This is a genomic window from Streptomyces sp. NBC_00554 (genome assembly GCF_041431135.1).
Lineage (GTDB): Bacteria > Actinomycetota > Actinomycetes > Streptomycetales > Streptomycetaceae > Streptomyces.
On the sequence record NZ_CP107799.1, the window covers coordinates 6,659,480 to 6,681,417 of the forward strand.

Here is a 21,938-nt window from a genome sequence, read left to right on the forward strand (position 1 = left end):
CGCAAGGGAGCGATCCCCATGACCGACAGCGCGCCACCAACCATCACCCGAGCCGCTTCGGCGGCCCAACCCGGAAGGTCACCACCATCACCCCGGAATTCACCCCGGCTGACAGGCGCGCCGCCCTCGACCGCGCGGCGCGCCTGCGACAGCTCCCCGAAGCAGACCGCGACGCAATACGCATCGCCCAAGACCCCAAGTTCGCACGCTGGTTGGAACAGATCACCGCCACGGGCGGCTGTGCACACCCCGTGCATCTGTCCGGCTCGACGACGGCACACGACTCGGCAACCGGCGAAATCCTCCACCACTACGACACCCGCACCGAACCCGGCGAACGGCTCCTCGTCCGCTGCCGCAACAGACGCTCGACCGTCTGCGCCCCGTGCTCCCGCCTCCACGCAGGGGACACCTTCCACCTCGTCCGCGTGGGCCTGGTCGGAGGCAAGAACGTGCCGGACACCGTCCGCCACCGTCCCCGGCTTTTCATCACACTCACGGCTCCGTCGTTCGGGCCCGTGCATCGAGCTGGGGAACGTTGCCGACCCCGTCGCGACGGCGGACAGTGCGAGCACGGTCGGCCCCTCGGCTGCGGTGCCGTCCACGACGTTACTGATCCCGTGGTCGGCCAACCCGTCTGCGCCGACTGTTACGACTACGTGGCACACGCTCTCTGGCACGCGCATGCGGGCAAGCTCTGGGACCGCTTCGTCATCGGCGTCCGGCGCCAACTCGCCTCGGCGTCCGGCGTGGCACAGTCCCGCTTCCCGGACCATGCGCGGCTGTCCTTCGCGCGAGTCGCTGAGTACCAGAAACGGGCGGCCGTCCATGTGCACGCCGTAATCCGACTCGACGGTCCGGCCGGACCGACCGACGACCCCCCGGCTTGGGGGACCACGGACCGCGTCATCGAGGCCGTACGAGCATCTGCACAACGCGTCGTGGTCCGCACCGCCCACAGTCCCGCCGTCGGAGACCTCGACCTACGCTGGGGCGTCCAGATCGACGCTCGTCCTCTGCGTGCCGACGGTCTCGGCCCGGACGGCGATGCTGTGGCTGCGTACGTCGCGAAGTACGTCACCAAGGGAGCGGGCGAGACAGGCGCCGGCACGGACTACCGGCTTACAACCTGGGACGACATCGACGCTGCCCCCGTCGCCGACCACGTGCGGGCGCTCATGCGCACCTGTTGGCGCCTCGGTGGCCTGCCCGAGTACGCGCCTCTTCACCTCCGAGCCTGGGCTCACACCCTCGGCTACCGGGGCCACATCCTGACCAAGTCCCGCGCCTACTCGACGACGTACTCGGCGCTGCGCGCCGAACGCGCCGATCACATGGGCCATGCAGACATGCCCAAGGGGGTCACCGAACGGCACTGGCGCTACGTCGGCTCCGGCCACACCCCCGGTGCCGCCCTGATCGCGGCAGGGATCGCCGAAGACCTCGAACATTCCCGGCGGCTCCACGCGGAAGCAGGCGAAGAGGGGAGGCGGAGCCAATAGCCGCTGCGTTCGAGCATGAGGCTCGGCCTCCGCGCGAGACGTCCGTTCGTCGCCCTTCGGCTGCCGAAGCGACGAGCATGATCGAGAGCGAGATCGTGATTGTGGACGACGACGGCAACGAGGAACCGTTCGATCCCTCGACATGGTTCGAGTGAGGCTACGGAAGCGTCCCCCGGACCGGCTCCGGCAGGGGGCGGGGCTTATGCACGGCGTGTGCCCACACGGCTTGTCACGACTCGAACCGCGCTTCATCAGTGCGTGGCACTGAGTGCCGCCACATCTTCCTGGAGGGGGCACTCGGGGATACTGTGCTGCTGCCGAGTTAGGTGATCGCCAACCGTACGGGGCATCACCATCATCCGAACCCAGCAGCGTGAGTAGGTGACTTGATGGAGGGTCAGCGCATGGAGCCCGATCATGGCAGTCCCGTACTGGATATCCGCATTGGCGGATTCCGCATGACTGTGCAGCGCGTCCCCGTGCGGCTCTTGACTGCGCTGGTGACCTGCGGCGGTTCAGCGTTCACGGCCTGGATCACGACTCGCTGAATGCACGACAGAGCGGACAGGCGGGACTACAGCGGGACTACCGATTTCCTGTAGCTGTGCCGCTTTCAGCCTGCTTCTCTCTATGCATGGCAACCGATCAGCAGGTCAGCAACACCCCAAGCGCGCCGCCACAGTTCGAACTGCGCTGCGGGGGATGGCTGCACTTGACGATTCAGCGAGTGCCCGCATGGCTCGTCACGCTGGTGACCACCGCCACGGGAGCGGGGGTCACGTGGTGGACGAGTCGCTGAACGTGTAGTTGAGGGTTGAACGGGGCTCGGGGGTCTTTAGGAGCGGGGAAAGTTGATCAGTCCGGCTTGGTGACCTTTACCCACTTCCCGTGAAATCGCTTGCCTGAGCCGATCGACACGATGGGCCGAACGCGTGAAACACCACGGTTCACTAGGTCCCTCATCACCGTGTCTTTTCGTACCATCCAAGCAACCGAGTGCAACCCCTCCAGAGTGACAGGCAGTTTCGCGGACCCGATCACGTGTCCAATGATCACAGTCCCCTTTTTCTTATCAAGGTTGTCCTGTAGCCACCACTGCGTGACCTCGCAGGTCCCGCGACCCTTGTTGGACGCTTGAACCGAAATTACCGGCACGGGTTCTGAACCAAGCTGGACCATGTTCATGAAGGTCATAGTGGGTACTACTCTGGCACCCGACCATTTCCACGACACAAACTGCCATGTCAGCGTCACTAGCGTGGAAACAAGAGTGGACACCCCAACAGCGGCAAGCACAACGCTTGTCCACGGGACTTCTTGAGCTGCGATTGCCACGGCAGAACTCCAACTCGCCGATATGCCACGGTCTTTGGCACGCAGTCATACCATGCTCGGGCAGGAAACCGTGCCAGAACGGAGGCGACGCGGCCCCGAAGTCCTCGCGGTCTTGAACTTGTGGCAGCTCTGACAGAGCGGTTGCACGTGGTCTACGTCCACCCACGTCCGCGAGGACGAGCGACCCGTGACCCGCGCCAGGCACAACGGGCACCGACCAGAGCACGGAGCCGAGCGGCCCCCTGCCGCCAACCCAGAACATCCGGGCATCAGGTAGAGGGCCGGAGTGACTTACGTCGCGTCGTCCCAACCTCTTGCGGTACTCGCGCGCCCACTTCGCGAGTTCGTGCATGCGGCTCATGGACCGGAAGGCCCGGTCGAAACGCCACCATACGAGCGCAACGAAATCGTCTGGACGGGCGAGTCATCCGCCGAGTTGCGGACAGTCGTAAGGGACCGAACACGGACGCGCTTACGTCCAGGTCGACGGCTTCGCGGAGCGCTTCCCCCTCGCCGAAGTCGATTCCGAGGGCTGGCTCGCCCGGCGGGAGTCAGCCTGGTCCAAGACCGAGGTGGAGCTCAGCCAGCCGCGGCAGACGCCGGCGCATCTGCTGGGCATCGTCGAAGTTGAACGACTCGCCCATGCCCGTGCGCTCTTCCTCCTCGGACGTGGCGCGAGCATCGGTAGAGGCCTCCCAGAAGGCGTCTGAGTCACCGGTCAACCGCTGATATGCCTGGGACGATACGAAGTTGAAGTCTTCATCGAAGATGACGTCCTAGTCCCCTGCGGCTGCCGCGGTACGCACGGCAGGGTGCTCGGCGAGGGAATCCGGGCAGGCGGCTGCGCGTTCGTACCACTCACGTCCGAGCGCCACCAGACCAGCCGTGAAGTCACTGAACCTGTCATCGGAGCAGCCCCCGCCGATGAGGTAGGCGGCTGCCCACACGTCCCAGCGGAAGACCGCGTCGCGCAGGCGGGAGAAGCGACGTTCAAAGGCGAGGATCTCTTCCGCCGGCAGGGTCGACAGGTGATCGGAGACAGCAACGCCGAGCGGCTCGTCACCCTCCTTAGCGGCGTCGAGCACGTACCAGAACGCTTCCGTGTCCATGGCGGGCAGTCTGTCAGAGCGCTACGACAGCCTCCTTTGAACGGGCCCGGGGGTTGACACTCAAGCTAGAGGGCTTGCGCGAAGTCGTCCTCTCGGATCACGAGCCGTTCGCGTACATCCTTCGGGATCAGCAGGCGGAGGTGCACCTTCGGGGCCCGTACCTTCGGCACCTTCGTGCGCGTGACCTCGCACCGGATGCCGACGCGGTACAGGTCTGCGGACATGGCTTCCATGCCGCCTTCCTGCCAGTGCTCGCGGAAGGTCTTCCCGCCGTGGACGTTGACCCATCGGTCCTGTGCCGTCTCGGGGTCGATGGCTTCCAGTTCCCCGATGAGCTTGTCGACAGTCGCCTCTGCCTGCTCCTTCGTGAACCGGGTCTTCGTGTACCTGCCTCCGGGTTCGAGCTCCTTCATATAGAGCGCGATGGTTTCTTGAAGGCGCTTGATCTCCCGCCGTACCTCGGCACCCTCGGCGTACTGGCGAACCTGTACGGGGAAGTCCCCGAGGACCTTGAGCACGTCCTCCACGAGGCGTTCGTAGACCTGGTTGGGGTGGGGCGCGCTGAGTCCACCGCTCTTGCAGTTGCGGCACCTCAGGTAGTGATAGGTCCCGTAGCTGTTGTTCGTGATCTGCACGGTCATGTTCGTCGTGCAGTCGGCGCACAGCAGGACGCCGAGGAACTGGGTCGCTCCGCCGACACGGCGCGGAGGCTGGTTCTTCTTGCGCTTGTCGAGAGCGGCGCCGAGAGTCTCGAACTCCTCCTCAGTGAAGATCGGGGGAGCAACCTTGATCGGCCTGCCGTCCTTGCCGAGGATCGGCTTCGAGCGTCGTTGCCCTCCTTGCTTGTCCTCTTCTACTCGGTAGCCGAGGAGCGCAGGGTTACGGAGCCGGCGGTGGAGGGTTGCCACGGTGAGGCCCTGGCTCATGAGGCCGGACCGCTTCAGGCAGCGCACCATGTATCGGGCGGAGTGTCCTCGAAGTGCCATGCGTCGAGCCCAGTGCAGTGCCTTGTGCGCCTCGGGGTCGATGACGAGAACGAGCTTCCCTGAGTCGTCGTCATCCGTGACATAGCCGAACGTCGGCTTGCCGATGATCCAGTCTTCCTGACTCTTGGCGTAGCCCCACAGGCTCATGACTCGCGTGGAGGTGTTGGCCGCCTCGATCTCGGCGATACCGCCAATGATCGTGACCATGATCTTCCCGGCTGTCGTCGTGAGATCGAGGCTGTCGTTCTTCGAGACCAGGTTCTTCCCGCGCTTCAGACTCCACTCGATCATCGTTGAGAGATCAGAGAGGCGGCGTACGAAGCGGTCGAGCTTCCAGAACAGGAGCTCATCGAACTCGGGGGAGCGGTTGTTCAGCCACTCCCCGAGCTGCTTCCTCTTCCAGGGCGGAACCTTCGTCGCCGACACGTTGAGATCCGAGGCGACGCCGACGACTCGGCAACCTCGCTCCCTGGCCAGGACGCGGAGGTCGAGCTCCTGCCGCACCGGTGATGTCGTGTCGTCTGTCAGTACAGACAGACGGATGGATAACAGAGCCCGCGGAGCGTCATCGGGGAGAAGCGCCTCGGCTTGCTGCAACTCCCCTAACAAGGCAAGGTCGGCCTTGGTCCACTCGGCTTCCACGTTGTAGGTCGCTCGCTCTGCCGCGAGCCGTCGCTGTCCTCGTTTCGCCATGCGGACCAGCGTGGCGTGGTTTTGGAGCTTTTTCCATATGCCCCGCCATGGACACGACGATTCAGATCGGCCCCACGGGCAAGAAGCTGCTGCCGCTGACGGTCAATCAGCCGGCGGTCAGCGGGCACACGCACTGAGGATCGCCCCGGCCGGGCACTCGGGGCCGGTGGGGCCAAGGAGGGCTGACCATGCTTGCGTCCTGGTACGAGCGACAGGGTCCCGCTGTCGAGGTGCTTCGGGTCTGTGAACTGCCCGATCCGGAGCCCGGTCCCGGCGAGGTCCGCGTCCGGGTGACCGTGTCGGGTGTCAATCCCGGCGACACCAAGAAACGGCGTGGCTGGCTCGGCTCGGCCATGCCCTATCCCCGGGTGATCCCGCACAGTGACGCGGCCGGTGTCATCGACGCGGTGGGCGACGGTGTCGACGCACGCCGGGTCGGTCGGCGGGTGTGGGTGTACGGCGCCCAGTCCTACCGGCCCTTCGGCACCGCCGCCCAGTACACCGTCGTACCCGAGGATCTGGCGGTGCCGCTGCCCGAGCACCTGAGCGACGAACTCGGGGCGAGCCTGGGCATTCCCGGGATCACCGCCCACCGGACCGTGTTCGCCGACGGCCCGGTCGATGGCAGGCTCGTGCTGGTGCACGGCGTGCTCGGCGGCGTCGGCTCACTGGCCGCCCAGCTCGCCCGCTGGGGCGGGGCCACCGTCCTCGCCACGGTGCGACACGGCGAAGACCTGGACCGCGTCGACCCCGCCGTGGTGTCCCACGCCGTCGCCCTCGACCAGGACGACCCGGCCGGGGCGATCCGCGCGTACGCACCGCGGGGCGTCGACCGCATCGTCGAGGTGGCCCTGTCGGACAACGCCGACCTGGACGCCGCGGTGGTCGCGAACGACGCGGTCATCGCCGCCTACGCCACCCGCACCGACCGCCCCGAACTCCCCTTCTGGCCCCTGCTGTTCGCCAACGTCACCCTCCGCATGCTCGGCAGCGACGACTTCCCCGCCGGGGCCAGACGCCAGGCTGCCCGCGATCTCACCGCCGCGGCCGCCGTCGGAGCCCTCACCGTCGACATCGGCGACCGCTGCCCGCTCGACGAGATCGCCAAGGCCCACGACCGCGTCGACGCCGGCGGCCGGGGGCGCGTGCTGGTCACCGTCCCCCGGTAACAGCGTTATCGGATCCGGACCGGACAGGGCGCATCCATGCGGTGGGCTGATGCGTCTACGTCGGTATGGATCTGGAGAAAACGCCCGCCGAGCGACCCGTACCCCAGGCGCAGGCCGAGGGGTGCCTCGCGGTCGCGATCCGCATCCCGGTGCGGATCGTGGTGCTCGTACTGGTCGTGCCGGTGCGGATGGTGTGGGACGCGCTGGTCGTCGGTGGCCGGTTTCTGCGGGACTACGCGCTGCGGCCGGTGGGGCGGGCGCTGGCGTTGCTGGCGTGGGCGGTGTTCGTCTGGCCGTTGGTGACGGTGTGGCGGTACGTCGTCGTGCCGGCCGGGAAGGCGGTCGGGTGGCTCGGGCACGTGCTGGTCGTCGTGCCGCTGGTATGGCTGTACCGGACCGTGCTGACGCCGATCGGGCATGCGCTCGCCTGGCTGGCCCGGGGTGTCGGGGCCGGGATCGGCTGGGTGTTCCGCGGGATCGGGGCCGGGGCCGGCTGGGTGTACGCGCGGGTGCTCACGCCCGTCGGGCATGCGATCGCCTGGCTGGGGAAGGGCGCGGGGATGGTGCTCGCGGCTGTCGGGACCGGGGTGTACACCGCCGTCGCGTGGCTGGTGAAGTACCTGTTCGTCGTGCCGGGTGTGTGGCTGTACGAGTGGATCCTCGCGCCCGTCGGGAGGGGCATCGCCTGGACCGTGCGGGGGCTCGTGTGGCTCGTACGGATGATCTTCACCGGGATCGGTGTCGCGCTCTACTGGACGTTGCGTGTGCTGCTGGTGCTGCCCGCGCTCGCCGTGTGGCGGTGGGTGCTCGCGCCGATCGGGCGTGTCCTCCTCGTCATAGGGCGGGAGGTCGGTGAGGCGCTCGGGCACGCCTGGCGCGTCGCCGGGTACATCTCGCTCGCCGTCGGGCGGTTCCTCGGGCGACTCTTCCGGTGGATCTTCGTGGAGCCGGTGCGGTGGGTGTACCTGAGCGTGCTGACGCCCGTCGGGCATGCCGTCCGGGACACGGTCCTGCGGCCCGCCGCCGAGGCCGCGCGCAGCGTGGGACGGGCGACACGGCAGGCCCTCGCGACCGCCCGGGAGTCCGCCCGGCAGGCCCGCGCGGACTTCCGGCGGATGCTTTTCGGGGCGCCTGGGGAGCCCGTGCCGGTGCCGCTCGAGCCCTCGCCCATTCCTTCCGGAGCGTCCCGGAGGGAACCGGGAGCCGACGAGACACGTACTCTAGGTAGTAGTAGGACCGCTCTCACGAAGGACTGAACGACACTGGGCAAGCGACAGCCCGAAGGCCCGCCGCCCGCACTCGCGGTGCAGCGCATCCGACTGCGCTACACCAAGCGCGGCCGCCTCCGGTTCACCAGCCACCGTGACTTCCAGCGCGCCTTCGAGCGTGCGTTGCGCCGTGCCGAGGTGCCGATGGCGTACTCGGCGGGGTTCACGCCGCATCCGAAGGTGTCGTACGCCAATGCCGCACCCACCGGCACGGGCAGTGAGGCGGAGTATCTGGAGATCGCGCTCACCGAGGCGCGTGACCCGGACAAGCTGCGCGATCTCCTCGACGAGTCGATGCCTGTCGGGCTCGACATCATCGAGGCGGTCGAGGCCCGGACCTCCGGGCTCGCCGACCGGCTCACCGCTTCCGTCTGGGAGCTGCGCCTCGACGGCGTGGACCCGGCAGAGGCGGAGCGCGCGGTCGAGGCTTTCAAGGCGGCGGACGCCGTCGAGGTGCAGCGCAAGACCAAGAACGGCATGCGGACGTTCGATGCCCGCGCCGCCGTGGCAAGCCTTGAAGCAAGCAGCGGATCAAGCACTGCGGCAAGCAGTGAAGCAAGTAGTGAAGCAAGCAGCGAGACAAGCAGTGAGACGAACAGTCCACAGGCTGATAGGTCGAGCGACCAGGCCTGTGCGATACTGCGGCTGGTTGTTCGGCACGTGACGCCTGCCGTTCGACCCGACGACGTCCTGTCCGGTCTTCGCGCCGTGGCCGACCTGGCGCCGCCGGTCGCCGCTGCGGTGACCAGGCTGGCGCAGGGGCTGTTCGATGAAGAGACCGGCACGGTGACCGACCCGCTCGCGCCCGACCGCGAGGCAGTCATGGCAGTCCCTCCCTCTCACGAAGAGGCGGTCGCCGGATCTGCCGCCGCGAAGGCGCCGGTGCCGGAAGGTCCCGCGTAAGGACAGATGTCGTAGCGCCGCCCTCGTACTCGGGAGCCACCTGGGTCGGGCAGCGCACCGACCACAAGACTTTCGCCAGGCCGTACGCACACATGGCGTACGGAACCGGCGAGACAGGACACAGAGAGCTCCCGTGCGGCGCCCGCGCCCCGGACGGCGGCACCGCGCATCGCGCGAGCCGCGGACGTCACCGGCACTGCCGGACCAGGTGCGGCGCCCGGGAGCCTGACGGGAGATCCACCCGCATGCTCGAGCCGATCGAACCCACTGAGGGTTCCGACAACAACAACACTCCCAGCGACACCCTGCCGCCGCGGCGCCGCCGCCGCGCAGCGTCGCGCCCGGCCGGCCCGCCCACGGGCGCCGCCGAAGCCGTGGCCGAGACCACCGCGCCGGCCATACCGGCCGTGGCGTCCGCCGACCTCGCGGAGGAGGCGGACGAAACAGCAGCGGTCGTCCAGGCCGAAGCGGTCGAAGAGACCGTTGAGGCCGAAGACACCGAAGAGGCGGTGGCTGAGGAAGCCGCGCCGCGTCGTGCGCGTCGTCGTGCCACTCGTCGGGTGTCCGCACCCGCCGGTGCGTCGGAGACGGCCGAGGCGGCTGAGGTCGCGGAGACCGTGGTGCCCGCCGAGGCACCCGCCCCCGTTGCCGCCGTCGAGACCGAGGAAGCCGCTCCGGCCGGTCGTCCGCGTCGTCGTGCGACCCGCCGCGCTTCCGCGCCCACCGGCGCGCCCAAGGCCGCCGAGGCCGTCGAGGAGCCGGTGACGGCCGTCGACGCCGCCCCGGCGGAGCCCGCCGTCGTCGAGGCAGAGGAGGCCGCTCCCGTAGAGGAAGCCGCCCCCCGCCGCACCACCCGTCGTCGCGCCACCCGGCGCGTCTCCGCACCCGCCGGTGCGCCCGAGGGCGACACCGTCGACGAGCGTGTGGAGGCGCCCGTGACCAGCGAGACCCAGCCCGAGGAGCCCGCGCAGGCCGAGGTCGCGCAGGCCGAGCCCGCGCAGACCGAGGACGAGGCCCCGCGGCGCGGCCGCCGCCGCGCCACGCGCAAGGCCGCCGTCGGGTTCTCCGCGCCCGCACCGAAGGAAGCCGAGTCAGCGCGCAAGCCCGCGCGTCCGGCCGTCGCCGTGTTCCAGGCGCCCGTGTTCACCGAGCCGATGTTCCAGACGCCGGAGCGGGCCGCCGCAGCGGCTGCCGCCGAGGCTGCGGAGGAGGAGGTCGAGGAGGTCGTCGAGGCCCCCGCCGCTCCGCAGGTTCGCGAGACCGTCGTAGCCCCTGAGGCCGTCGAGGAGGAGACGGGGCCGCGCAGGCGCCGTCGCCGCCGGGCCGTCGAGGAGGAGCCCGCGGCTGTGGAGCCCGCCGCCGAAGAGGTGGAGGAGCCCGCCGAGGACGTCGAGGATGCCGCAGACGGTGACGAGGGTGACGAGGAGTCCGCGGGCTCCCGTCGTCGTCGCCGCCGTGGCGGCCGTCGCCGTCGTCGTGGTGAGTCCGCCGAGTCGGACGGCGAGTCCGGTGACGACGACTACGCCGCCGAGCAGGCCGCGCAGGACGCCGAGGACACCGCCGAGCAGGCCGAAGAGGACGCCGAGGAGGGCGACGAGCGCGAGGAGTCGGGCGGTTCCAGCAGCAGCCGCAGGCGTCGGCGCCGTCGGCGTCGCGCCGGTGACTCCGGTCCCGACACCGAGCCCGCCGAGAGCGACCCCGAGCGCACCGTCGTCAAGGTCCGCGAGCCCCGCAGCAGCAAGCGGGACGAGCACCCGTCCGACGAGGTGCAGTCCATCAAGGGCTCGACCCGCCTCGAAGCCAAGAAGCAGCGCCGCCGTGAAGGGCGCGAGCAGGGCCGCCGGCGCGTTCCGATCATCACCGAGGCCGAGTTCCTGGCCCGCCGTGAGGCCGTCGAGCGTGTGATGGTCGTCCGCCAGAGCGGCGAGCGCACCCAGATCGGCGTCCTCGAGGACAACGTGCTCGTCGAGCACTACGTCAACAAGGAGCAGTCGACCTCGTACGTCGGCAATGTCTACCTGGGCAAGGTGCAGAACGTCCTGCCGTCGATGGAGGCCGCCTTCATCGACATCGGCAAGGGCCGCAACGCCGTGCTCTACGCCGGTGAGGTCAACTTCGAGGCGCTCGGCATGGCCAACGGGCCGCGCCGTATCGAGAGCGCGCTGAAGTCCGGCCAGTCGGTGCTCGTGCAGGTCACGAAGGACCCGATCGGCCACAAGGGCGCCCGTCTCACCAGCCAGGTGTCCCTGCCCGGCCGCTACCTGGTCTACGTGCCCGAGGGCTCGATGACCGGCATCAGCCGCAAGCTGCCCGACACCGAGCGCGCTCGCCTGAAGACCATCCTCAAGAAGATCGTCCCCGAGGACGCGGGCGTCATCGTGCGCACCGCCGCCGAGGGCGCGAGCGAGGACGAGCTGCGCCGTGACGTCGAGCGGCTGCAGGGTCAGTGGGAGGACATCCAGAAGAAGTCGAAGAGCGGCAACGCGCCGACTCTGCTGTACGGCGAGCCGGACATGACCGTCCGCGTCGTCCGCGACATCTTCAACGAGGACTTCTCCAAGGTCATCGTCAGCGGTGACGAGGCATGGGACACCATCCACGGGTACGTCGCCCATGTCGCGCCCGACCTGACCGACCGGCTGTCGAAGTGGACCTCCGAGGTCGACGTCTTCGCGACGTACCGGATCGACGAGCAGCTGATGAAGGCGCTTGACCGCAAGGTCTGGCTGCCCAGCGGCGGTTCGCTGGTGATCGACAAGACCGAGGCGATGGTCGTGGTCGACGTCAACACCGGCAAGTTCACCGGTCAGGGCGGCAACCTCGAAGAGACCGTGACCAGGAACAACCTGGAGGCGGCCGAGGAGATCGTGCGCCAGCTGCGGCTGCGCGACCTCGGCGGCATCGTCGTCATCGACTTCATCGACATGGTCCTGGAGTCCAACAGGGACCTGGTGCTGCGGCGCCTGCTCGAATGCCTGGGACGCGACCGTACGAAGCACCAGGTGGCGGAGGTGACCTCGCTGGGCCTCGTCCAGATGACGCGCAAGCGCGTCGGACAGGGTCTGCTCGAGTCCTTCTCCGAGACCTGCGTCCACTGCAACGGCCGCGGTGTCATCGTGCACATGGAGCAGCCGACCTCCGCCGGAGGCGGCGGCAAGCGCAAGAAGCGCGGCCGGGGCGGTTCCGAGCAGGAGCACACGCACGAGCACGAGGCCCTGGGCACGGAGACCGACGAATCCGTCGACGAGGACGAGATCGAGACCGAGGCCGAGGTGGCTGCCGAGGTCGCCGCTCCGGTCCCGTTCGCGCAGCCCGAGTTCGTGCCCGACGAGGAGCTGTACAGCAGCGCCGCCGAGGCGGAGGCCGCGGCTTCCCGTGGGCGTTCGCGGCGCCGGGCCACCCGGCGTGCGTCGGCTCCCGCGGGTGCGCCCAAGGGCGAGGAGCGGGCTCCCCGTGGCCGGCGTGAGGAGCGGAAGTCCCGCGAGGTCGCCGAGGCCGAGCCGGCCGCGGTCGAGGACCCGGTCGTCGAGGCACCGGCCGCGCAGGCTCCGGTTGTCGAGGCTCCGGCTGTCCAGGCGGTCGAGGAGACCCCGGCCCCCGTGGCCGCCGTACAGGAGGACGAGGCCGCTCCCAAGGGGCGTACGCGGCGTCGTGCGACCCGGAAGGTGTCGGCCCCGGCCGGTTCGCCGAAGGCCGCGGAAGAGGCCGTCGTGACGGTCACGGAGCCGGTCGCGGCGCCCGTGCCGGAGGCTGCCCCGCAGGAGCCGAAGGCCGAGCAGACCGTCGAGGCGCCCGCTGAGAGCGCCGCCCCGGCCCGCCCGCGGCGTCGCGCCGTCCGCAAGGCCACCGCGCCCACCGCGTCCGAGGAGGCGGCCGTCGTGGTCGTCCCGTCGGTCCAGGCGGAGACGGTGACCGAGACGGCCGAAACCGAGGCGGACGCCGAGGCTCCGGCCAAGAAGACGGCCGCCCGCAAGACGGCCAAGAAGGCGACCGCGAAGAAGGCCCCCGCCAAGAAGGCCGTGGCCAAGAAGGCGGTTGCGAAGAAGACCGCCGCGAAGAAGACGACCGCCAAGAAGGCGGCGTCGAAGAAGACCGCGGCGGCCGAGCAGCAGGACCAGTCGACGGTGTCGGCGGTCACGGAGGACTGACCCAGTCCCTCCAGCGCCCCGCGCGACGGGGCTGAAGAACGGCGGTGGCCCGCCCGGTGAGAACCGGGCGGGCCACCGCCGTTCTTGCGTGATGGGCCGGATCATTCCGGACCGCGGGTCGTCATCTGTGAATCGCATAGGTGAACGACGTGTGAATCGATGATGCACGACCGGGCTAAGATGAGGAGCGAGATTGACATCAAACTTAGACAAAATGGGATATTTTTCCCTTATGAACATAGTATCTGGGGGCAACACGTGAAGGCTCTCGTGCTCTCCGGGGGAGCGGGCACCCGCCTCCGCCCGATCACGCACACCTCGGCCAAGCAGTTGGTGCCGGTAGCCAACAAGCCTGTGCTGTTCTACGGCCTGGAGGCGATCGCCGAAGCCGGGGTCACCGAGGTCGGGATCGTCGTCGGGGACACCGCCGACGAGATCCGCGAGGCGGTGGGTGACGGTTCCCAGTTCGGAATCAAGGTCACCTACATCCCGCAGGACGCGCCGCTCGGGCTCGCACATGCGGTGCTCATCGCCCAGGACTTCCTCGGCGACGACGACTTCGTCATGTACCTCGGCGACAACTTCATCGTCGGTGGCATCACCGGCCTGGTGGAGGAGTTCCGGGCCGACCGGCCCGACGCGCAGATCCTGCTGACCAGGGTTCCCAACCCCACCTCCTTCGGCGTCGCGGAACTCGACGACAAGGGCCTGGTGGTGGGCCTGGAGGAGAAGCCGAAGAAGCCCAAGAGCGATCTGGCGCTCGTCGGCGTCTACCTCTTCACCGCGGCCATACACGAGGCCGTCCGCTCCATCGAGCCCTCCTGGCGCGGCGAACTGGAGATCACGCACGCCATCCAGTGGCTGATCGACGAGAAGCGTGACGTCCGCTCCACCACGATCTCCGGCTACTGGAAGGACACCGGCAACGTCACCGACATGCTGGAGGTCAACCGGTCCGTCCTGGAGACCGTGGACCCGGTGAACGAGGGCACGGTGGACGAGGACAGCGAGATCATCGGCAGGGTGCGCATCGAGGCGGGTGCCCGTGTCAGCGGCAGCCGGATCGTCGGACCCGCGATCATCGGCGCCGGCACAGTGGTGAGCGACGCGTACATCGGTCCGTTCACCTCCGTCTCCGAGGACTGCCGGATCGAGGACAGCGAGATCGAGTACTCCATCGTGCTGCGCGGCTCCTCCGTGACCGGCGTGCGCCGGGTGGAGGCCTCGCTGATCGGCCGCGATGTCGAAGTCACTCCCGCCCCCCGCAACCCCGCAGCCCACCGGCTCGTGCTCGGTGATCACAGCAAGGTGCAGATCTCTTCATGACGACGCCTTCTTCTCCCGCCCGCCCGACCCGGATTCTGGTGACCGGCGGCGCCGGTTTCATCGGCTCCCACTACGTCCGTACGCTGCTCGGCCCCCAGGGTCCCGGTGATGTCTCGATCACCGTCCTGGACAAGCTGACGTACGCGGGCAACCCGGCCAACCTCGACGAGGTGCGCGAGCACCCCGGATTCGCCTTCGTGCAGGGCGACATCTGCGACCCCGAGCTGGTCGGCAAGCTGATGGCCGAGCACGACGAGGTCGTGCACTTCGCCGCCGAGTCGCACGTCGACCGCTCCATCGACGGCGGCGCCGAGTTCGTCCGTACGAACGTGGTGGGTACCCACACGCTCATCGACGCGGCGCACCGGGCGGGCATCAAGACCTTCGTGCACATCTCCACCGACGAGGTCTACGGCTCGATCGACGAGGGCTCCTGGCCGGAGACCCACCCGCTTGAGCCCAACTCGCCCTACTCCTCGGCGAAGGCCTCCAGCGACCTGATCGCGCTGTCCTACCACCGCACCCACGGCCTGGACGTCCGCGTCACCCGCTGCTCGAACAACTACGGGCACCACCACTTCCCCGAGAAGGTCATCCCGCTCTTCGTCACCAACCTCCTCGACGGCAAGAAGGTCCCGCTGTACGGCGACGGCGGCAACGTCCGCGACTGGCTGCACATCGACGACCACGTGCAGGGCATCGACCTGGTCCGCACCAAGGGCCGCGCGGGCGAGGTCTACAACATCGGCGGCGGTACGGAGCTCAGCAACAAGGAGCTGACCGGGCTGCTGCTCGAGGCGTGCGGCGCCGACTGGGAGACCAGCGTCGAGTACGTCGAGGACCGCAAGGGCCACGACCGCCGCTACTCGGTCGACTGCACCAAGATCCGCGAGGAGCTGGGCTACGTCCCGCGCAAGACCTTCGAGCAGGGTCTCGCGGAGACGGTCCAGTGGTACCGCGAGAACCGCGCGTGGTGGGAACCGCTGAAGGAGCGCGCGGCCCTGTGAGTGACACCCGGAACTGGCTGGTGACCGGTGCGGGCGGGATGCTCGCGCAGGATGTCCTGGCCCGGCTCGCCGGCGCCGGCATCCCGGCGGTCGCGGTCGCCCGCGCCGACCTGGACATCACCGACCCCGCCGCCGTACAGGCCGTTCTCTCCGAGCACCGCCCGGCCGTCGTGGTCAACTGCGCCGCCTGGACGGCCGTGGACGACGCGGAGACCCGCGAGGACGACGCCCTGCGGATCAACGGTGACGGCCCCCGCCACCTGGCCGAGGCGTGCCGCGAGCTGGACGCCGTACTCCTGCACGTCTCCACGGACTACGTCTTCCCCGGCGACGCCGAGAAGCCGTACGCGGAGGACGCCCCGACCGGCCCGCGCAGCGCGTACGGCCGCACGAAGCTGGTCGGTGAGCAGGCGGTCCTCGCGACGCTTCCCGACAGCGGCTTCGTGGTCCGTACGGCATGGCTGTACGGCGCGGGCGGCGGCAACTTCGTCCGCACGATGATCAAGCTGGAAGCCGTCAAGGACACCCTGGACGTCGTCGACGACCAGCGAGGTCAGCCCACCTGGACGGTGGATCTGGCCGACCGGCTGGTCCTGCTGGGCCAGGCCGCGCTGGCCGGCACCGCTCCGGCCGGCGTGTATCACGGCACCAGTAGTGGCGAGACCACCTGGTTCGGTTTCACGCAGGAGATCTTCCGGCTGCTCGGCGCCGATGCGGCGCGGGTCCGGCCGACCACCAGCGCGGCGTTCGCCCGCCCCGCGCCCCGGCCCGCGTACAGCGTGCTGGGTCACGATCGTTGGCAGCAGGCCGGCATCGAACCGATACGTGACTGGTCCGAAGGACTCAGCTCCGCGATGCCCGTGCTGGTCGCAGAGCTTCAGGAGGGGAATCCATGACCGTGAAGGTCAGCATCGTCATCCCGGTCTACAACGCGGGGGAGTACATCGAGCGCCCGATCAGCTCGATCCTGAAGCAGACGCTGCCGCAGGAAGAGATCGAGGTGATCTTCGTCGACGACGGGTCGACCGATGACTCCGCGGAGCGGCTCCAGTCGGTGGCCGAAAAGACTGAGAACTTCCGGGTGCTCTCCATGCCGAACTCGGGCTGGCCCGGGCGCCCCCGTAACGTCGGTGTCGCCAGCGCACTCGGCGAGTACGTGCATTTCCTCGACCAGGACGACGGCTTGGGCCCGAAGGCGCTGGAGGTCATGTACGACCGGGCGCTGAAGAACAATTCCGACATCGTCGTCGGCAAGGTGAAGGGGAACATGCGTGGCCCCATTCGCCTTTTCCGCGAGTCGGTCGAACGCACCGGTCCGGAGTTCGCCGAGCTGTACGAGACGCTGACTCCGCACAAGATGTTCCGGCGTCAGTTCCTGCTCGACAACGACATCACCTTCCAGGAAGGGCGCTGCCGTCTCGAGGACCAGATGTTCCTGGCGAAGGCCTTTCCGCTCGCCAAGAGCATCACGATCGTCGGCGATGTCGTGTGCTACGACTGGAGCAAGCGCGACGACGGCAGTAACAACAGCAAGGGCCGTACCGAGCCGGCGGAGTACTACCCGTGGCTTGCCAAGACCGCGCAGATCGTCAAGGCCAACACGACTCCCGGACCGGCGCGCGACGCCTTCCTGACGCGTAACTACCGGGTCGAAGTCCTGCGGAACACCGCCACGACGGGTTTCCTGAACGGCGATCCCCACAGCATGGGGCACTACGAGGCGGCCCGGAAGGTAGTCGTCGAGGAGTACTCGGACTCCGTCCGTGAGGGGCTGCCGCCGCTCTGGCGGTTCCGCGCCGAACTGCTCGAGGCCGACCGGGTCGAGGACCTGCGCAAGGTGGCCAAGCGTTACCGCGACGCCGTCAGCGAGGTCGAGTTCAGCGGACCCGTGCGCTGGCGGAAGGGCGCCCTTGTGGCGCCGTTCCGTGCCCGGCTGCGGTACGAGGACGGTGCCACGGTGAAGGTCAGGAAGCTGGCCGACGGCTACGGCCTCGACCTCGCCCTGGTCCACGGGATCGACGGCGGACCCGACTGGACCTTCAAGGACATCGAGAACCGTGCGGCCATCGATTTCCAGCTGCGACAGCGCAACAAGTCGCAGGCCTGGTTCCCCGAAGTCGAGTCCAAGGTGACTGTCACCGCTGACGGGACCGTGGAGATCCAGGGAACCCTCCGCATCGACCCCGACACCGCCGCGTGCGGCGGTCGGCTCCCCAAGGGCCTCTACGACGTTCACGTCAACGTCCAGCTGCTCGGGATCGACCGGATGGCCCGTGTCGAGGGCGGCCCGGTGAGTGAACTGCTGCCCTGCGGCGGTGCGCGCTCGCAGCGCCAGAACATCCAGGCCGCCCCCTACTGGACCCGGGACGGGCGGCTGGCTCTGGACATCGGCGGAAACATGCACAAGGTGCCGGACAAGTCGGCCGGATCCCAGACCGCTTGGCGCAGAGTCGCCAAGAAGGTCAAACGAGTTCTCGCATCCTGACCCGGAGGTCCCGCTACATCATGAAACCCCTCTCTATCGAAGGCGCCTGGGTCTACGAGCCCAACGTCTTTCCGGACGAGCGCGGTAGCTTCCACGAGTGGTTCGGCGGAGCGGATTTCCGGGCGAGCACCGGGCACGACCTGTCCCTGGCCCAGGCCAACTGCTCGGTCTCCCGCCGCGGCACCCTGCGCGGTATCCACTTCGCCGACGTGCCGCCGAGCCAGGCCAAGTACGTGAAGTGCGTACGCGGCGCGGTGCTCGACGCCATCGTCGACATCCGGGTCGGCTCCCCCACCTACGGGCAGTGGGAACTGGTCCGGCTCGACGACGAGACACACGCCTCGGTCTACCTGTCCGAAGGTCTCGGCCACGCCTTCCTGGCGCTGACCGACGACGCGACGGTCGTCTACCTCTGTTCCGAGGGCTACGCACCGCAGCGGGAGCACGGCATCCATCCCCTCGATCCCGAGCTGGGCATCGAATGGCCGGCGGACGTGGAGCCGTTGCTGTCGGACAAGGATGCCGCTGCTCCGACGCTCGCGGACGCGGCGGCTCAGGGACTGCTCCCCAGATACGAGGACTGCATCGCTTATCGTGCGGACCTTGACAAGCGCTGAGGTTACCGACCGGTAGGTGTTTACTCCCCGGTCAACTCCCCGCTAGCTTCCGTTGGATCGGTGTTTCGTCAACTGCCAGTGAAGGGCGCGTTCCACGTGGATCGGCACGGAATTCTTCGCCAGCTGCACAAGGTTTACCGACCCCGCAACTATCTTGAGATCGGAGTCAATGACGGCCGCAGCCTGACGCTGTCTCGAGTCCCCACGGTCGCCATCGACCCGGCATTCAAGGTGACGTCGGAGCTCAGCTGTGACGTGCACCTGGTCAAGGCGACGAGCGATGCCTTCTTCGAGCGGAAGGACCCGCTGATCCACCTGCGGAACGGGCGCAACCCGTTCCGCGCTCTCGCCCGCCGCGATGTGCTGAACCTCCTCGGCGGTGAGCCGCGGCTCGACCTGTCGTTCATCGACGGCATGCACCTCTTCGAGTTCGCACTGCGGGACTTCATGAACGTCGAGCGGCACTCGCGCTGGTCGAGCGTGATCGTGCTGGACGACATGCTGCCGCGCGACGTCGACGAGGCGGCCCGCGACCGGCACACCGGGATGTGGACCGGCGACGTGTTCAAGGTGGCGCAGGTACTGCGGCGCTTCCGCCCCGATCTTGTGGTGGTGGAACTCGACACGGTTCCGACCGGTGTCGTCGCGATCTTCGGGGCGGACCCGACCAGCACCGTGCTGAAGGACAACTACGACAAGATCATGGAGGAGTACCGCAGGGACGACCCGCAGGTCGTCCCGGAGGAAGTCCTGCTGCGCAAGAACGCCATCCAGGGCGAGGCCCTGCTCGGGGCGGACTTCTGGCCGGCCCTGGTCAGGGCCCGCAATCTGCGTCGCCCTCGCTCGGCGTTCGCGCCCATCCGCCGCAGCATCGAAGCGGTTGCCGGCTGACACCGATTGACCCTCGGGCCGAGGACGACGGCCCGGGGGACAAGGCCGACTTCGTCGGCTGAAATGCGGGGCGCTGCCCCTGCCAGGGCCCGGTTTGACCCCCCGACCGGCGCCCCGTAACCTAGACCGTCGGCGTGTTCATTGCGCGCCATGCCCCTCGTAAACCCTTCCTTCCGGACTCTTCCGGAAGCCTCCCGGTCTCCGGGAGAGGCCGCTCGCCCTGCGTGCGGCTGGACTGCGAGGGTCCCGCTTCGAGTCAGAGAGTGAGATCCGCGTGTACGCCATCGTGCGCAGCGGTGGTCGCCAGCACAAGGTTGCTGTAGGCGACATCGTTGAGGTTGACAAGATTTCCACTGCCAAGGTTGGCGACACCGTAGAGCTCTCTACGCTGCTCGTTGTCGACGGCGAAGCCGTGACCAGCGACCCGTGGGTCCTGGCTGGGATCAAGGTCCAGGCCGAGATCGTGGACCACCACAAGGGCGTCAAGATCGACATCCTTCGGTACAAGAACAAGACCGGTTACCGCCGTCGTCAGGGCCACCGCCAGCAGTACACGGCGATCAAGGTCACTGAGATCCCCGCGGCTGCGAAGTAAGGGACTGAGGAGACATGGCACACAAGAAGGGCGCATCGTCCACTCGGAACGGTCGCGACTCCAATGCTCAGCGGCTCGGCGTGAAGCGCTTCGGCGGTCAGGTCGTCAACGCCGGTGAGATTCTGGTCCGCCAGCGCGGCACCCACTTCCACCCGGGCAACGGCGTCGGCCGTGGCAAGGACGACACGCTGTTCGCCCTTGACGCCGGTGCGGTGGAGTTCGGTACCCACCGTGGCCGCAAGGTCGTGAACATCGTTCCGGTCGCCTGACCGGTACTTTTCGCGAGGCGGACCTCACTTCCCTTTCGGGAAGCGGGTCCGCCTTTCGCGTGTTTTCAATGGATGTGGCCCTAACGAGGGCACGACATCCAAAAGACTTTCCGTACGTAACTGGAGGCACATCCCATGACCACCTTCGTGGACCGCGTCGAGCTGCATGTCGCCGCGGGTAGCGGAGGTCACGGCTGTGCCTCCGTACACCGGGAGAAGTTCAAGCCGCTCGGCGGCCCGGACGGCGGCAACGGCGGCCAGGGCGGTGACGTGATCCTCGTCGTCGACCAGGCCGTGACCACGCTGCTCGACTACCACCACTCCCCGCACCGCAAGGCGACCAGCGGCAAGCCCGGCGAGGGCGGCAACCGCTCCGGCAAGGACGGGCAGGACCTGATCCTGCCGGTGCCGGACGGCACGGTGGTGCAGGACAAGGCGGGCAACGTCCTCGCGGACCTGGTCGGCCAGGGCACGACGTACGTCGCCGCGGAGGGCGGCCGCGGTGGCCTCGGCAACGCGGCGCTGTCCTCGGCCCGCCGCAAGGCGCCCGGCTTCGCGCTGCTCGGTGTGCCCGGTGGCCTCCAGGACATCGTCCTTGAGCTGAAGACCGTCGCGGACGTGGCACTCGTCGGCTACCCGAGCGCGGGCAAGTCCTCGCTGATCTCGGTGCTGAGCGCCGCCAAGCCGAAGATCGCGGACTACCCCTTCACGACCCTGGTCCCCAACCTCGGTGTGGTCACGGCCGGTTCGACGGTCTACACGATCGCCGACGTGCCCGGGCTCATCCCCGGCGCCAGCCAGGGCAAGGGGCTCGGCCTGGAGTTCCTGCGCCACGTCGAGCGGTGCAGCGTGCTGGTGCACGTCCTGGACACCGCGACCCTGGAGTCCGAGCGCGACCCCGTCTCCGACCTCGACATCATCGAGGAGGAGCTGAAGCAGTACGGCGGTCTCGGCGACCGGCCGCGCATGGTCGTCCTCAACAAGATCGACGTACCGGACGGCAAGGACCTCGCCGAGATGGTGCGGCCCGAGCTGGAGTCGCGCGGCTACCGCGTCTTCGAAGTGTCCGCGGTCGCGCACATGGGCCTCAAGGAGCTGTCCTACGCGCTCGCCGAGGTGGTCGCGCAGGGACGCGCCGCCAAGCCGACGGAGGAGGCGACCCGCATCGTCATCCGCCCGAAGGCCGTCGACGACGCCGGCTTCACCGTGGCCCGCGAGGAGGACGGCCTCTACCGCGTCCGCGGCGAGAAGCCCGAACGCTGGGTCCGCCAGACCGACTTCAGCAACGACGAGGCCGTCGGCTATCTCGCCGACCGCCTCAGCCGTCTCGGTGTCGAGACGGAGCTGATGAAGGCGGGCGCCCGCTCGGGCGACGGCGTCGCCATCGGCCCCGAGGAGAACGCGGTCGTCTTCGACTGGGAGCCCACGGTCATGGCCGGTGCGGAGATGCTCGGCCGCCGTGGCGAGGACCACCGGCTGGACGAACCGCGTCCCGCCACCCAGCGTCGCCGTGACAAGCAGGCGGAGCGGGACGAGGCCGAGAAGGAGTACGACGACTTCGAGCCCTTCTAGGCTCCCTGGCTGCCCGGGGCGCCTGGTACAGGTGCCGGGCCGTCCGGCTCGTACAACCCGTAC

At 68.5% G+C, this 21,938-nt stretch carries 16 protein-coding genes and 1 pseudogene; 14 read left to right on the forward strand and 3 right to left on the reverse strand.

From position 1 onward, the window contains the following. Positions 1–143 precede the first annotated feature (143 nt). Positions 144–1,502, forward strand: a complete 1,359-nt coding sequence (locus OG266_RS29385; RefSeq protein WP_371553006.1) for a replication initiator — start codon at positions 144–146, stop codon at positions 1,500–1,502. A 1,648-nt stretch (positions 1,503–3,150) separates the two neighbouring features. On the opposite strand, the pseudogene OG266_RS29390 reads toward OG266_RS29385, so the two are convergent. The 3 genes and pseudogenes from OG266_RS29390 to OG266_RS29400 all read right to left on the reverse strand — a co-directional run. Beyond that, positions 3,151–3,367 (reverse strand): annotated as a pseudogene (locus OG266_RS29390) (recombinase family protein); the annotation flags it as partial. A gap of 246 nt (positions 3,368–3,613) precedes the next feature. Beyond that, positions 3,614–3,946 carry a DUF4240 domain-containing protein gene (locus OG266_RS29395; protein ID WP_371549225.1) on the reverse strand — a complete coding sequence of 111 codons (333 nt, stop codon included), beginning with the start codon at positions 3,944–3,946 and terminating at the stop codon, positions 3,614–3,616. A gap of 65 nt (positions 3,947–4,011) precedes the next feature. After that, positions 4,012–5,625 (reverse strand): recombinase family protein, encoded by a 1,614-nt coding sequence (locus tag OG266_RS29400; protein WP_371549227.1) that lies wholly within the window; start codon positions 5,623–5,625, stop codon positions 4,012–4,014. Between the two features lie 188 nt (positions 5,626–5,813). Between OG266_RS29400 and OG266_RS29405 the strand changes: the two genes are divergently transcribed. The 13 genes from OG266_RS29405 to obgE all read left to right on the forward strand — a co-directional run bounded on the left by OG266_RS29405 (position 5,814) and on the right by obgE (position 21,875). Further along, positions 5,814–6,794 (forward strand): NADPH:quinone reductase, encoded by a 981-nt coding sequence (locus OG266_RS29405; protein WP_371549229.1) that lies wholly within the window; start codon positions 5,814–5,816, stop codon positions 6,792–6,794. A 65-nt stretch (positions 6,795–6,859) separates the two neighbouring features. Continuing rightward, entirely contained in the window at positions 6,860–8,050 is a 1,191-nt protein-coding gene (locus OG266_RS29410) for a hypothetical protein (RefSeq protein ID WP_371549231.1), read from the forward strand. A 48-nt stretch (positions 8,051–8,098) separates the two neighbouring features. Then, entirely contained in the window at positions 8,099–8,965 is an 867-nt protein-coding gene (locus OG266_RS29415) for a TIGR03936 family radical SAM-associated protein (RefSeq protein WP_371549233.1), read from the forward strand. A gap of 245 nt (positions 8,966–9,210) precedes the next feature. Beyond that, entirely contained in the window at positions 9,211–13,113 is a 3,903-nt protein-coding gene (locus OG266_RS29420) for an Rne/Rng family ribonuclease (protein WP_371549235.1), read from the forward strand. Positions 13,114–13,371: 258 nt separating this feature from the next. Beyond that, positions 13,372–14,439 carry a glucose-1-phosphate thymidylyltransferase gene (locus OG266_RS29425; protein ID WP_266462382.1) on the forward strand — a complete coding sequence of 356 codons (1,068 nt, stop codon included), beginning with the start codon at positions 13,372–13,374 and terminating at the stop codon, positions 14,437–14,439. Further along, positions 14,436–15,446 carry a dTDP-glucose 4,6-dehydratase gene (rfbB, locus tag OG266_RS29430; protein WP_266462385.1) on the forward strand — a complete coding sequence of 337 codons (1,011 nt, stop codon included), beginning with the start codon at positions 14,436–14,438 and terminating at the stop codon, positions 15,444–15,446. Before OG266_RS29425 ends, rfbB begins: the two co-directional genes overlap by 4 nt. After that, entirely contained in the window at positions 15,443–16,342 is a 900-nt protein-coding gene (gene rfbD / locus OG266_RS29435; protein ID WP_371549238.1) for a dTDP-4-dehydrorhamnose reductase, read from the forward strand. The genes rfbB and rfbD overlap by 4 nt, the downstream gene beginning before the upstream one ends. Further along, positions 16,339–17,931 carry a glycosyltransferase family 2 protein gene (locus OG266_RS29440; protein ID WP_371549240.1) on the forward strand — a complete coding sequence of 531 codons (1,593 nt, stop codon included), beginning with the start codon at positions 16,339–16,341 and terminating at the stop codon, positions 17,929–17,931. Before rfbD ends, OG266_RS29440 begins: the two co-directional genes overlap by 4 nt. Before the next feature lie 20 nt (positions 17,932–17,951). Continuing rightward, positions 17,952–18,548, forward strand: coding sequence for a dTDP-4-dehydrorhamnose 3,5-epimerase (gene rfbC, locus OG266_RS29445; protein ID WP_266462392.1), 597 nt, complete (start codon positions 17,952–17,954; stop codon positions 18,546–18,548). Positions 18,549–18,644: 96 nt separating this feature from the next. Then, on the forward strand, positions 18,645–19,439 hold the full coding sequence (locus OG266_RS29450) for a class I SAM-dependent methyltransferase (protein ID WP_329547617.1): 795 nt from the start codon (positions 18,645–18,647) through the stop codon (positions 19,437–19,439). Between the two features lie 274 nt (positions 19,440–19,713). Continuing rightward, positions 19,714–20,034, forward strand: a complete 321-nt coding sequence (gene rplU / locus OG266_RS29455; protein WP_081221565.1) for a 50S ribosomal protein L21 — start codon at positions 19,714–19,716, stop codon at positions 20,032–20,034. Positions 20,035–20,048: 14 nt separating this feature from the next. Continuing rightward, on the forward strand, positions 20,049–20,303 hold the full coding sequence (rpmA, locus tag OG266_RS29460; RefSeq protein ID WP_028802588.1) for a 50S ribosomal protein L27: 255 nt from the start codon (positions 20,049–20,051) through the stop codon (positions 20,301–20,303). Between the two features lie 135 nt (positions 20,304–20,438). After that, positions 20,439–21,875 (forward strand): GTPase ObgE, encoded by a 1,437-nt coding sequence (gene obgE / locus OG266_RS29465; RefSeq protein WP_371549243.1) that lies wholly within the window; start codon positions 20,439–20,441, stop codon positions 21,873–21,875. Positions 21,876–21,938: the final 63 nt, after the last annotated feature.

Bases quoted from the DNA above. Each gene is read 5' to 3' on its own strand.
- OG266_RS29395 (WP_371549225.1), bottom strand. From the start codon at position 3,946: ATGGACACGGAAGCGTTCTGGTACGTGCTCGACGCCGCTAAGGAGGGT.
- OG266_RS29400 (WP_371549227.1), bottom strand. From the start codon at position 5,625: ATGGCGAAACGAGGACAGCGACGGCTCGCGGCAGAGCGAGCGACCTAC.
- OG266_RS29405 (WP_371549229.1), top strand. From the start codon at position 5,814: ATGCTTGCGTCCTGGTACGAGCGACAGGGTCCCGCTGTCGAGGTGCTT.
- OG266_RS29410 (WP_371549231.1), top strand. From the start codon at position 6,860: ATGGATCTGGAGAAAACGCCCGCCGAGCGACCCGTACCCCAGGCGCAG.
- OG266_RS29420 (WP_371549235.1), top strand. From the start codon at position 9,211: ATGCTCGAGCCGATCGAACCCACTGAGGGTTCCGACAACAACAACACT.
- rfbB (WP_266462385.1), top strand. From the start codon at position 14,436: ATGACGACGCCTTCTTCTCCCGCCCGCCCGACCCGGATTCTGGTGACC.
- OG266_RS29440 (WP_371549240.1), top strand. From the start codon at position 16,339: ATGACCGTGAAGGTCAGCATCGTCATCCCGGTCTACAACGCGGGGGAG.
- rfbC (WP_266462392.1), top strand. From the start codon at position 17,952: ATGAAACCCCTCTCTATCGAAGGCGCCTGGGTCTACGAGCCCAACGTC.
- rpmA (WP_028802588.1), top strand. From the start codon at position 20,049: ATGGCACACAAGAAGGGCGCATCGTCCACTCGGAACGGTCGCGACTCC.
- obgE (WP_371549243.1), top strand. From the start codon at position 20,439: ATGACCACCTTCGTGGACCGCGTCGAGCTGCATGTCGCCGCGGGTAGC.